Source organism: Aquimarina sediminis (genome assembly GCF_002895435.1).
GTDB classification, from domain to species: Bacteria; Bacteroidota; Bacteroidia; order Flavobacteriales; family Flavobacteriaceae; genus Aquimarina; species Aquimarina sediminis.
This window is the reverse complement of the sequence record NZ_POYJ01000001.1, coordinates 370419-382626: the sequence shown is the minus strand read 5'-3', so window position 1 is coordinate 382626 and position 12208 is coordinate 370419. Positions and strand designations below refer to the sequence as shown.

At 30.7% G+C, this 12208-nt stretch carries 12 protein-coding genes; 1 reads left to right on the top strand and 11 read right to left on the bottom strand.

The window, feature by feature from the left end; translation table 11 throughout:
* Window positions 1-89: 89 nt before the first annotated feature.
* The 11 genes from C1X07_RS01735 to C1X07_RS01685 form a co-directional block, all read right to left on the bottom strand.
* The gene (locus C1X07_RS01735; RefSeq protein ID WP_103068245.1) at window positions 90-2243 is read right to left on the bottom strand and encodes a DUF5916 domain-containing protein; all 2154 of its coding nucleotides are present in this window, start codon (window positions 2241-2243) and stop codon (window positions 90-92) included.
* An 11-nt stretch (window positions 2244-2254) separates the two neighbouring features.
* Window positions 2255-2683, bottom strand: a complete 429-nt coding sequence (locus tag C1X07_RS01730; RefSeq protein WP_103068244.1) for a nuclear transport factor 2 family protein — start codon at window positions 2681-2683, stop codon at window positions 2255-2257.
* 113 nt (window positions 2684-2796) lie between these two features.
* Window positions 2797-3408, bottom strand: a complete 612-nt coding sequence (locus C1X07_RS24885; RefSeq protein WP_164914071.1) for a helix-turn-helix domain-containing protein — start codon at window positions 3406-3408, stop codon at window positions 2797-2799.
* Window positions 3409-3889: 481 nt separating this feature from the next.
* Window positions 3890-4678: a GNAT family N-acetyltransferase gene (locus C1X07_RS01720; RefSeq protein ID WP_103068242.1), complete on the bottom strand. Its 789-nt coding sequence runs from the start codon at window positions 4676-4678 to the stop codon at window positions 3890-3892.
* Entirely contained in the window at window positions 4659-5219 is a 561-nt protein-coding gene (locus tag C1X07_RS01715) for a TetR/AcrR family transcriptional regulator (protein WP_103068241.1), read from the bottom strand. Before C1X07_RS01715 ends, C1X07_RS01720 begins: the two co-directional genes overlap by 20 nt.
* Window positions 5220-5396: 177 nt before the next feature.
* Window positions 5397-5903, bottom strand: a complete 507-nt coding sequence (locus C1X07_RS01710; RefSeq protein ID WP_103068240.1) for a GNAT family N-acetyltransferase — start codon at window positions 5901-5903, stop codon at window positions 5397-5399.
* Between the two features lie 156 nt (window positions 5904-6059).
* Complete coding sequence (locus tag C1X07_RS01705; RefSeq protein ID WP_103068239.1) at window positions 6060-6983, bottom strand: NAD(+)/NADH kinase; 924 nt, start codon at window positions 6981-6983, stop codon at window positions 6060-6062.
* A 4-nt stretch (window positions 6984-6987) separates the two neighbouring features.
* Window positions 6988-7968 carry an SPFH domain-containing protein gene (locus C1X07_RS01700; protein WP_241507170.1) on the bottom strand — a complete coding sequence of 327 codons (981 nt, stop codon included), beginning with the start codon at window positions 7966-7968 and terminating at the stop codon, window positions 6988-6990.
* Between the two features lie 114 nt (window positions 7969-8082).
* Complete coding sequence (locus C1X07_RS01695) at window positions 8083-8772, bottom strand: hypothetical protein (RefSeq protein WP_128755173.1); 690 nt, start codon at window positions 8770-8772, stop codon at window positions 8083-8085.
* On the bottom strand, window positions 8769-10154 hold the full coding sequence (locus C1X07_RS01690) for an RtcB family protein (RefSeq protein ID WP_206604196.1): 1386 nt from the start codon (window positions 10152-10154) through the stop codon (window positions 8769-8771). Before C1X07_RS01690 ends, C1X07_RS01695 begins: the two co-directional genes overlap by 4 nt.
* 77 nt (window positions 10155-10231) lie before the next feature.
* Window positions 10232-10945 (bottom strand): DUF434 domain-containing protein, encoded by a 714-nt coding sequence (locus C1X07_RS01685; RefSeq protein WP_103068766.1) that lies wholly within the window; start codon window positions 10943-10945, stop codon window positions 10232-10234.
* 222 nt (window positions 10946-11167) lie between these two features.
* Here C1X07_RS01685 and C1X07_RS01680 point away from each other — a divergent pair, with 222 nt between their 5' ends.
* Entirely contained in the window at window positions 11168-12181 is a 1014-nt protein-coding gene (locus C1X07_RS01680) for a helix-turn-helix transcriptional regulator (RefSeq protein WP_103068236.1), read from the top strand.
* Window positions 12182-12208 lie beyond the last annotated feature (27 nt).

The window sequence follows — 12208 nt, the reverse complement described above, 5'->3', positions numbered from 1 at the left end:
TACTGTAAAAACAAAGAAGCCAAAGGTAAAATTATTAATATGTTATAAACAAACTAATACCAATATACCTTTGGCTTCTTTAATTACAATCAAAAGTCAAAACGATAGTTTATTTTAAAAGCGGCTCCCCAATTGGTTCTCGCTATATTCTTATCAAAATTATCAGTAATTACTAAATAGATATACGATAATGGTTTATACTCCCACTGTAAGCGACTATTGACATTAAAATTATTTCTTTGTGTATTGTATTGCACATAAGTTGTCCAATTTAAACGGGTATTAAAAAACAATTCTCCAGTAAAACGTGCCAAATGAAAGGTCTCTTTTCCTAGTTCATTCAAATCAATTTTATTAATATCATAAGTTAATTGAAGATTAGCAAAAGGTAGTAATTGGTAGTTCAAATACGCCCCTGCTGCGGTTCTTTCTCCGTTATAATAGGTTCCTTTTTGTACATTTAATCGATACCTAAATCTTTTGTTATTAGCAGAATTGTATCCTAATTTTAGGATACCAAAATGATATTGATCTGGAATCAAAGAATTCTGATTTCCTAAGGGATCAAAACCATATTTCAAATCAACATAATCATAATTAAACACATAGTAAATAGAAGATAAATCCTTAAAAAAAATTGCTGAGTTTAAGAAATGTGAAGATTGGTTTAACGCTCCATGATCGTCAAAATAGTTATCATTCTTATAGTTTATATAGCGTATAGAATTTAGTTTCGATTTTTCATAAAATCTTTGATATTCAAGTCTGGCAGTTGTTTGGGTATATCCTTCTCTTATTACTGTGTCATTAATAGCATTATAGTTGTACAACCTTGGGGTAAAACCAATATCGGTTATATAATTTTCGCCTATTTTCTTTATTGATGTATTCCATTCTAGCCCTCGTTTATTATACCAGACTCCAATATTATAAAAACCATTATCACTGGAAATACCATCATTAAAGCTTTTTGCAAAATTTGCAATACTTACCCATTTATTATTATTTGATTTAAAATTTACATTAACACCTGCAACTCTGTTATAATCATTAATAAAATCAAATTTATTAGTCTCTTGTCGATTGATAAAAAAACCTGTAGTAGTAAAATTTTTGGAGAGCTGATGTTCGGTAACCAAAGCTCCGTAGTTTTGAGAGGAAATATTTTTCTCATTATCAGCTTGAACATTAAGAACGCCTATTCTAGTTTTTGATGATAAGTTACCAGATAGCTTTAGTCCAAATTGGATGGGAGTTTTGGCACCAATTCTTCTGGAATAAAAAGGGTTTACACCATCAACTCCCAAGTTAGAAAACAAATCAGCATTCTCAAGGAAAAAATTTCTACGCTCTGGAAAGAAAACTGAGAATCGAGTCAGATTAGTAACTTGCTGATCTACATCAATCTGAGAAAAATCGGGGTTAATTGTTGCATCTAATTTTAATGAAGATGACATATTATATTGTACATCCAAGCTTGGTTTAAATCCGATGTCATCATTATTGTTTTCAATATCATTAGAATAATTCGTAAGTATTGATGGTGTCATGGTAAAATTTGATGCAGTCGTATTGGGTAAAGAATCAACTATAAACTTCTCAGTAAAACGTAAATCAAAATTCGTATAGTTACGTTTTACATTTTTTAAGATAGTCCATGAATTGTTTTTTATGTCTCTTACATAAAATTGAATTCCGAATACGGTTTTATCCTTGTTATAGTTTAGTGATTTTAATGGAATAGCAATTTCATATTGTTTTTTATTACCATTTAACCTTGCGTCAGACTGCCATACGGTATTCCAGCTAAAATTTAAATTATAACTATCATCAACCCTTCCGACCAATCCATCGGTTTGATTTCCTAATGAATTTACTGCAAAAAAATATGCATTTTGCTCTTGATTCTGAGTATCCAAAATAGCAATAAAAGAATCGCTAAAAGCAATAGAAACATCCCGCTTCAAAGTGTTTACCTGAGTATTAAGTGTGCTATCATGATATATAGCTCTTATATAAAGGTATTTAGCATTATGGAAAATTTTTACCGAAGTTTGATTTTTAGCCAAACCGATGTCTGTTGGCAAATAATTATAGAAGCCTGTAACTTCAGGTAACTGTTTCCAAACTTGTTCATCAAATTTTCCGTCTATCTTAATCTTGGCATCAATAAAAGGGATAGTTTGTTTTTGAGCATTTAAATACAAGCTAAATAAAAGACTAACTATTATTATGTTTTTCATCAATCAATCCTTTATAAATTTTCCATTTTGGTTGCTGTCTTACTGATGATTTTCCAGCCATTATTAGTTTTTTTAAGTAAAAACAAATCGATGTATACCATTTCTCTTTTCGGAATTGAGATTTCAACTTTGGCCGTAGCAATATCTTGTACAAGTTCTACTGCTAGTACTTTACCATTGCGACCATTAAATTTTCCGGGCTCATTATTTTTAAAAAATGCAACATATTCTTTAGGAGTAAAGACCTTAAATCCTTTTTTGGCAGTAAGATACAATGTGGCATTCTTAGTAAATGCACTTTCTAATACATCTAACTTATTATATGAGCTTCCATTTATATAATTCTGAAGTGTGTTCTCTACTTCAGAATAATCTGATTGTGATTTAACAGATTGTAAGGTAAATAGTAATATAACCGTTGATAGGATATAATTTTTCATAATGTAATTTTAAAGATTTTGTCAAATCTCTAAAATTGATAAAAGAAAGTGGTGAGATGTTATAATTGAAGAGTCCAGAATTATAACTTAGGATAAAATATAGGCTGAGAAGTTTAAGAGAATTGCTTCTTAAACTCTGCAGGTGTTTGTCCTATTATTTTTTTAAATGTAGCATAAAACGTAGATTTAGAGCTAAAACCAGATTCATAACCAATAGACTCTAGAGTGAATTGATTGTTTTCTTTTAATAATTTTTTGGCTTCTTCAATTCTGTACTCATTTATAAACAAAGCAAAGCTTTTTCCTAGATTATCGTTTAATAATTGTGATAATTTATGAGAAGATATCTGTAGCTCTTTGGCTATATCACTTAATTTAATGTTGGTGTCTTTATGGAATTGATTTTTAATCATCACTTTATTTAAAGCTAATGCTAATGATTTTGCTTCTACTTCTTCTATTTTCTTTGTTTGGTATTTTTTAGGGATATCCTGAAAAATATTATCTCTGTTACTTTTAAACAAAAGAAAAATTAGTAACCCATAAAAAACTACAGAAAAAGTTATTGTTCCTATTAAATACAAATAAAAAAAACCAATAATATAGGCAGTATAAATTAGCAGATTACTTATAAAAACAGCAACTAACCACAATTCTGAGGTAGTACATTTTTCTTTTTTATTAAACATTTTGATAAAAACATCCCTCAAAATATAAGTTGACATTAGTATATAAACTCCCCAAACTATATATATAAGATAAAAAACATATTGGGACCAAAATATTCTATTTGTTTCATAAGGCTTTATAAATCCAATACTAACAATAAACAGGGTCAAAATTAAGAAATGAATTTTCCAAGAAGGTAATATCACTTTTGTGTTTTCTACAGAAGATTTTAAATAATAGAACAAAGAAATGCCAATTAAAAAGCAAGCAGATAAACCGATTTGCATAATTAATAAGTTACGCTCCGACGGCTCGCTAAAAATTGCATACACAGATTTCCCTATTCTAATACAAAGAAAAAGTAATAACAAGCCCAAAAAGAAGTTTTGAATTCGTTTTTGTTTACTAAAAAACAAAAAGTAAAAACTAATCAAAAATCCATTAAAAACACCTATTGAACAAATAAAAAAAAGTAATGGATTATCAAAAGTCATATCTAGTTATAAAAATCAAATATATAAATATTATAAATGATTTTCAATCATAGAATTCTATATTAAAGATAATCGAAGAGCAATAAAATCCTGCATTTTCTATAGCTTTTTTGGATGCTGGATTATCAACAGTGGTTGAACAAATTGGTTTTCTACCCACCTCTTTAGCCTTATTTGCTTGTTGCCTTAATATTTGTGAAGCAATTCCTTTTCCTCTTTCTTGTTTGTTTACAATAACACCAAGATCTGCAATATCATTCTGAGAACCACTTACCCGCAATTCACTTGTTGCCAGTATTTTACATGATTTTTTACACACATACATTTCTTTTCTCATTACCAGATTTTCGGTATAACCAAAATTGTCATCAAACCCTATTTGATTTTTAAGAAATACTTTAATCAATGGCACATCATCTATTGATGCAATCATTAGATCTAAAGTAGAAGAATATTCTGGCACTAAACCTGAATGTTGAAAACAAAAAGTATTTGGTTTTATCGATTTAGAATATAAAAGGCATGCATTAAATGAAATCGGTTCATTGGAGCTTAAACTTGCAGTATCAATTAACTTTGACTCAATTAAAGTTTTGATCGTGTTTTGCATTAAATACAAATTTGCATCTGTAAGAAAAATTTGCGTTAAGCTATCATCATCATCAATACAGCAATATCCAATATTTTTTTCATCAATTTGTATTAGATAATGTTGAGAAGAAGCGATATAAAGTTTTTCCCACATAGCATCAACAGGAGAAGCCAACCTTTCATATAGTTGTATTCTAAAGTTGTTAATTGTATCTGTGCTATCAGATTTTATAAAATTCATTGGCTGTGTATTTATTGAGCAGGTGTTTTTTCATTTTTTGTAAAGGATATTCTTCAAAAATCCCAAGATAATTCAGGGCGATTCCGTCTAATTCTGCTATAAACATATAACTCAATATCAAAGCATTGTTAGAATCTATTTTATCAAAAATTGATTTGGAAGAATTCAAAATAAAAGATGATCTTTCTTTAACAAGATCACTTAACAGTTCTCTTGTTTTAGGTTGTACAATGGCACTTAAGTTTAATTGAAAGAATAATTTATCTTTTTCTAATTGTATAAAAAATGAATCTATTAGTTCTAATAACTTCGCCTTTGGAGAAATACTTGATTGCTCTGTAGTATTAATCTGAATTATTGTATTTGTAGTCTTTCTAAAAATCTCTCGTAATAAATCATTCTTGGATTTAAAATGATGAAAAATAAGACCTTTTGAAACATTAGCCTCCTCACATATGCTAGACAGCGGTGTATTTTCAAAACCTCTTTCAGAAAAGAGTCTTGTTGCTATCCCGAGGATGATTCCTTTCTTGTCTTTCATATATTAGTATTCATAAAACTGACTGCACGGTCGGTAAATATACAAATAATAATTTACCATAGGGTAAATTTCATCTCTCCGTATAGAAGTTTATATAATGAATATTATAAAATGAAAAAAAAGTATGATACATCTGAGAACATAAATCATAAATAAGTTAAGAACAACTATATTGAATCACACATTCATTTCAAATAAGCAGACTTCATTATTGTGATAATGTAGCGGTAAATTAGATGGATCTTTTATCATAGTTGTTCCTAGATAATCAAATCCATTCCTCGTATACAGGTTAATGAGCCCCTGATTATCTCCAACAGTATCGAGCCTTATGTACTTTAAATTATGCTCTTGAGCATAAGCTATTGTCCATTTAAAAACTTCGGTAACCAAATTTTGCCCTCTAAATTTTGGGTTTGAAGCTATCCTATGAATATAAATTGCGGGGTCTTTACTTTTATCTTCCCATATCTCAGGGTCATTAAATGTATATACCCAAATACAGGCTATTTCGTTATTAACAGTTAATTTATATTGCCTTCCTTCTTCAACTTCTATTTCAATTAATTCCTTTTGTAATTTGGGCCAAGCAACTGCATTCTTTTTATTTTGATAGGCAATAGCCATATCATATAACAAAAAAATATCATTAACGTCTTCTAATGTACTTTTGGATATTTTCATTTATTTCGATGTTTTACTTCTCCTTTATTTTTACTTCTTGATGTTACAAATATATTGGCATCTTGGATAGTTCTACTCACCCAGTTTTAAAGTATTGAGTAGTCCAGTCTTATTTATATGTATAACTAGATAGAGTAATTTATAAAACATAAGTCTTTACACTACCAAATTAGCTTTCTCGTGAGCAATACTAATTTGGCAAATACTACCAGAATTAAAGTTTAAAAAATCAGACTCTATACCATCACTAAAGATGACACCATTGGTTGGCATGCTAGACTCTATTAGTAATGTGTCTTCTTTTTTGATTATTCCAAAACCCAAATTTATCTCAGACATTTTACTTAAAAACGGCTCTCTAACCACAAATAATAATTTATCATCTTCCCAATTGAGAGATACTTCATGTTTTTTACTAAGTTGACCTGTATAGGTATTGATATTATTGTTCATATTAAATATAGAGCTTAGCCAGCCTGTAGAACCTGCACCAGTAGATACAAGAACACCACTAGAAGATTGGTTTTCTTTAATACCATTATACTCAATACTGTATCGCGAAGAAATGTGTGTTGCTGCCCCTATATAAAAATCATTAAATGCTAATAACTCTTGTCCGTCATTGAGCTTAACTTTTGCCATGGTCACCTTTTTGGTCGTATTTTTACCTTTACAATAGCTCTTTACTATATCCAAAAAAGTATTTGGTGTATGTAATAGTAATATACCATCATATCTATATTGATCTGGATTGATAGCTATAATCGGTTGTCCTTTTACATATTTTGCAGTGTTAGCAACCAGACCGTCTTGCCCGATAACCAGGATAAGATCTCCTTGAGTAAATATATAACTTGGCAAAAAGGAACGATGTATAGTCTTGTACTTGATAAATCCAGAAATATCCATTTCTACCTTCCTTAATGATTTATAAAAAGTCTCGTGTTCTAATTCATAAAATCCAATATCTCCTCCGGATCTTTCTAAGTAAAATTTTGCTTGAGATTTAGAATTAAAACGCTCTATCAATTGCTCAAGACGGGTTTTGTCTCTTACGATTATAATTTTGTCAAACTCCATAGCTTCAACCCTTTTTTGATAGGATTGAATCCAATAACTCGGGAGAAATATTTAGATTTCCAATTTTATCGGCATTTTCGGCAAGCTCTCTAAAGGCTAAAGCAATATTGTTTCTGGGATCAATTCCCTTAGAATTAATTGCCATAAGAGTTTTCCAATCTAATTGTTGGTATGGGCGTAGAGAAGCATTCAAAATATATTCTTTAGAATCTGCTTCCTTTTTATCGTTTTCTGCTTTAAGATCAATAAGTTTCTGTTTTTGTTCCTCTAAAGTAGTATTGGACATCATCTGCATCTCTCTAAGCTTTTGGCTGTTTTCTTGTTTTACTACATCTGTTTCCATTTTTTGTTCAACAATTTGCTTTTGTTTTTGTTCAACAGCAATTTCTGTATTCAGTTCACTTTCTTTAATGATTCTTTCTTGCTCAACAGCAAAATTTCTTCTTTCATAAATTGCCTGATCGGCTTCTTTCTGTAGTTCTTCACGAGTTTGCGCTTCTAGAGCTCTTGCCATTTCGGGTGTGGGCGTTACTCCTAGTACGTTAACACTAAGAATTTCTATCCCGAGCATAGTTACTGTTTTAGAACTTTGAATATTTTCTAAAATGTTGGATTCTATCTGCTGTAATTGTCTTAAAGAATCTTTTAAATTTAGCTTTTGTATTATTCCGGCACTGGCGGTCTGAGCTTCATTTATGATTCGTTGTTGGATTTTTTCGTAATCATTTTTGATATAGTTTTTCTTTTTGTCTACTGTAAAATCCAGAGCTTCGGCCAGTTGCTTAGGATTGTCAACTCTATAAGTTATCTGCCCCTGTATATTTACTTCCTGATAATCCTTTGTCGATTCAGAAAATATAAACTGAAAATCATTGCTTTCTATTGGTATTGAAACTATAGAAGAACTGGGAGCAAAATAAAAGAAAGACAGCCCTCTACCTTCTTTTTTTATTTTACCTCCTTTAAAATGAATTACATAATTCATCGAATCGAACTTTATATAATGTATTCCGAACATAATATTTTATTTTGCGTTTATATTACGCAATATACAATGGTATTTTGAAGGATCAAATTAATTAATGTTAATATTACGCAATTATACAAAAGGTTCTAGAAACCCGATTAGTTTTGTCCCGTCACTAGTCCATCGTATACCATGACCACTTGGTACTCTTATCTCATATACCAGTTCATGTTTATAATGATAAAACATATTCCACCATGTATGGCACTCTATCATATACATTACCAATCTTTTAACCCTTTCTTCTTTTTCTTTAGAGTTTCCTTTTATCTGCCCCCAAAAATTATCGGTTGATCTACCTATATGTTTTTCCCAGGCTCTTGTAGCCATTACAATTTGAGAATTAATGGGTATAAAGCAGCTTTCTATTAAAACTTTTTTTATTGGTGGTATTGCTGCTTGATTTTTAATACTTGCTGGCGTATATCGTTGTCCTATTATTAATAAAAGATACTCAAAGGGTGTGTTTTCTAAAGTAGCTGCCCACAACTTTGATATTTTCTTTTCATCCTCCAAGCTTTTACACATTTTGGTTGTTCTGATTGCATCATCAAAGCTTCCATATGCTACTTCTACTGGAGGTGTCACCTCTTCTTCAAATACCGGTAATGTATATTTTGGCGGAGTTTTGTTATCCATATACAATTCCATTCTTTTAGAAAAAGTTTCTATATGTTCTTCTACCAAAAAGTCTCTGTAGGATTCTTTCCAAGATTCAGTAATGAAAGGGATACAATCACGAATAGTTTCGGAAATTTTCATTTTTCCTTTTTCTTTTTGCGGGACATATTTTTCTTCCAATCTCCTGCCATGATAGATCCGTATGGTACTACTTCATCGATTACTGTTCCTAATCCAAATTCATTCATTTGATTTCTAACAGTTTTTGCATTTTTGTACGCACTAGGTAATTCGGATATATCTATTTCATTAGAAAAAAAGCGGATATCAAGTCCTTTGGTCTCTTCATAAAATATCTCTTCCTTTGTTCTTCCTTCTTTACGTTTTTTATGTTGAGTTCTACTCATATTACGTCCGGCACCATGAGGAGCAAAACCCAAATTGTTTTTGGTAGTTTTACCACCTACAATCAAAATAGGTTCTGCCATATTCAAAGGGATTAATCTAGGACCAGTAATATCTGGCATGTATTTTTGATCTAGTGGTGTTGCCCCTTTTGCATGATAAAACAAATCACCATCTTTAAAAACAAAATTGTGTTCATTCCAATATCGATCTACCGCATCCATTTTTAGAGATGTCAAGGTTGCATTATGTATAGATTCATGGTTCAACTTTGTCCATTTTCTAATGATTTGCAACGCATTCCAATAATTTTGACCTTCTTCTGTATTAAATGGAATCCATGCGTTTTGTTTTAACGTATCGGGAGAAATTTCTCTTCTAAAACGATCTGCAATATGCATTCCTTTTGAATATAATCTCGCTCCAGCACCTCTTGAGCCATGATGCGTTACCATCATTGTGTTTCCCGTTTTTTTTGATCGCCCTACAAAAAGAAAATGATTTCCATCTCCTTGAGTTCCCAGGTGCTCTTGGGCTATTGCAATATCTTTATCAGCATTCAAAAATGGATTTTCTTTAAATGCTGTTAAAAGCTCATCTGTTAACTTGAATTGTCTTTCTAGAGGTCTTCCTCCTGGACCAAAATGCGTATTAGTATGTGCTGCATCTAACACTTTCTTTGGGTCTGCTTTACCAAAATCTGTAAGCATTACAGAGCAACAAATATCTACACTATGCATTCCAGGATGAATTGCATTTCTTGCTACTACTACTCCCCCAACAGGTATTGTTCCATTAGGTCCTGTAGGACATGCATCTGGCATCACTGCACCATTTACTACTGTAGGTGTACGCATTAAAGTATTCATAGAAGTAATAACGGATTGCACATTGGTTTCTTCCAGCTCATTCTCTGCTTTAATATTTATCTCGAATGAGATCGCTTTAGTATGCAACTCTTGAATAGGCGGAGTCTCAAATCTTTTCAAATAACTCATCATTGTATCACTATCGAGCTGATTTGTATTGATATAATCCATTGCTTCAGGAAACCACTTTCCCGACTTAAAACCTAATTCAATTAGCGTTTTTCCTGTGACATTTATTTTCTTTTTCATTTTTTTAATGATTACCATTAAGATACACTATAAGTACAAAACCATCTATATATAATTATATTTTTTTGTAAAATAGCTTACTCTGCATACACTATATTTATATTTGAAATAATATTCTCTATAAGATATGCCCCCAAATTGAAATTTTGTTTTGCTTTATTAAGAATCCAGGCGTCAGAACTCACTACGATATGATTGGATTTTGATAATTCCTTATCTGGATTATTTACCAAATATATTTCCCAAGGAAATTGATATTGAGCCGCCAATTCATATAATCTTGTTTTGAGTCTTCCACTGTTAGAAACTGGTGCATCAAAATACCAAAGTACAGTATCGGCACCCAATTTTTTTAATATGTTACCTACTAGTAGAATCGCTTCTTCAGTTTTTTGAACTCTCTTATATGTACCATGAACTCCTGAGACATCACGATAAAATCCATCTATACCTTTAAATAGATATGCGCCAGACAGTGCACTTTCTATAGTAATTAAAAGGTTGAATCCATCAATAACAACTACCTTATTATCAATATTTTCTGGTTTAACTGTTCGTTTATTTCTGATAGTAACGTGCTCTTGACTTGCACTCATTCCTAACAAGGCTTTTTGCTGTCGGACATTTAACAAATATCTGTTTCCAACCAACTGTAAAGAAGATTTCTCAGCAAACCCTCTACTTAGTAAATAAGACATATCTTGTACTGCATCTTTTAATTTTTGTTGCATTATAGGATCTCCAAAAAGACGATCATCACTAGCTACTTTTCCTCTATTTCTAGATAACATGTTTTTATGTTTTATAAGACTCACTTCATAAAGGTTATCAAATGGTTGTTTTACTATTACTAATTTGAATGTATTTTTTCTAATGTAAAAAGAGATTCGAAATGAACTTTGGATTAAGGTTTCCAAATTCTCAATTACCATATTACAAAGATTTGTTCTTATTGCGCAGTAATTTTGCGTAGCCATAAATAATCTTTATTTTCGACAAAAAATTCATAGATAATGGCATTAAACAAAAACGCATTAATTCGTTATAAAACCATTGATAAATGTTTACAAAATAATTATCTAAAATGGACATTGGATGACTTAATCGAAGCTTGTTCTAATGCATTATATGAATATGAAGGAAGGCAAATCAACGTTAGTAAAAGAACGGTGCAATTGGATATCCAAATGATGCGTAGTGACAAGCTTGGATATAATGCTCCTATAGAAGTATATGATCGGAAATATTATAAATATCAAGAAGAAAATTATACTATTACCGACATTCCGATTACCGAAAACGACATGAATGTCTTATCAGAAACGGTAGAAATGCTTAAACAATTTAAAGACTTTTCTCTATTTTCAGAATTAGGAGGTATCATTCAAAGATTAGAAGACAAAGTATATACAGAAAAAACACATCAATCCTCAATTATTCATTTGGATAAAAATGAAAGCCTTAAAGGTTTGCAATATCTTGATAGCCTGTATCAGGCAATTATCAAAAAGCTAGTATTAAAGATTACTTATCAATCCTTTAAGGCTAGAAAAGCCTCTATTATTACACTTCATCCTTTTATACTAAAAGAGTTTAACAACCGCTGGTTTCTTATTGGTAAGACTTCTTCTCAAAAACCAATAATCACACTAGCATTAGACAGGATCATTGAGTTAGATTATGACTCATCAATTTCATATTTGGATGAGAATTTTAGCGGAGACGAATATTACAAAAATACCATTGGAGTTACAGTACTTAATGAAGAACAGCTACAGGATGTATTACTAAAAGTTGATAAGGATAATGCTCCTTATGTTATTACAAAACCCTTTCATCATTCTCAGGAGATTATAGAAGAGAATGATGATGGTAGTATAATTATCAAATTGTATGTTCACCTTAATCTCGAACTGGAACGTCTTATACTTGGGTTTTGCAATACAATAGAAGTACTACAACCGAGACGGCTTAGAAAGAGAGTTCAAAAAAAGCTTGAAAAAGCTACTTCTCTATATAAAAAGTAAAAAATAAGTTTTGGTAAAATTTATATC

Bases quoted from the DNA above. Each gene is read 5' to 3' on its own strand.
- C1X07_RS01710 (WP_103068240.1), bottom strand. From the start codon at position 5,903: ATGAAAATATCCAAAAGTACATTAGAAGACGTTAATGATATTTTTTTG.
- C1X07_RS01735 (WP_103068245.1), bottom strand. From the start codon at position 2,243: ATGAAAAACATAATAATAGTTAGTCTTTTATTTAGCTTGTATTTAAAT.
- C1X07_RS01685 (WP_103068766.1), bottom strand. From the start codon at position 10,945: ATGTTATCTAGAAATAGAGGAAAAGTAGCTAGTGATGATCGTCTTTTT.
- C1X07_RS01720 (WP_103068242.1), bottom strand. From the start codon at position 4,678: ATGAATTTTATAAAATCTGATAGCACAGATACAATTAACAACTTTAGA.
- C1X07_RS01700 (WP_241507170.1), bottom strand. From the start codon at position 7,968: ATGAATTATGTAATTCATTTTAAAGGAGGTAAAATAAAAAAAGAAGGT.
- C1X07_RS01705 (WP_103068239.1), bottom strand. From the start codon at position 6,983: ATGGAGTTTGACAAAATTATAATCGTAAGAGACAAAACCCGTCTTGAG.
- C1X07_RS01695 (WP_128755173.1), bottom strand. From the start codon at position 8,772: ATGAAAATTTCCGAAACTATTCGTGATTGTATCCCTTTCATTACTGAA.
- C1X07_RS01730 (WP_103068244.1), bottom strand. From the start codon at position 2,683: ATGAAAAATTATATCCTATCAACGGTTATATTACTATTTACCTTACAA.
- C1X07_RS01680 (WP_103068236.1), top strand. From the start codon at position 11,168: ATGGCATTAAACAAAAACGCATTAATTCGTTATAAAACCATTGATAAA.
- C1X07_RS01690 (WP_206604196.1), bottom strand. From the start codon at position 10,154: ATGAAAAAGAAAATAAATGTCACAGGAAAAACGCTAATTGAATTAGGT.
- C1X07_RS24885 (WP_164914071.1), bottom strand. From the start codon at position 3,408: ATGTCAACTTATATTTTGAGGGATGTTTTTATCAAAATGTTTAATAAA.
- C1X07_RS01715 (WP_103068241.1), bottom strand. From the start codon at position 5,219: ATGAAAGACAAGAAAGGAATCATCCTCGGGATAGCAACAAGACTCTTT.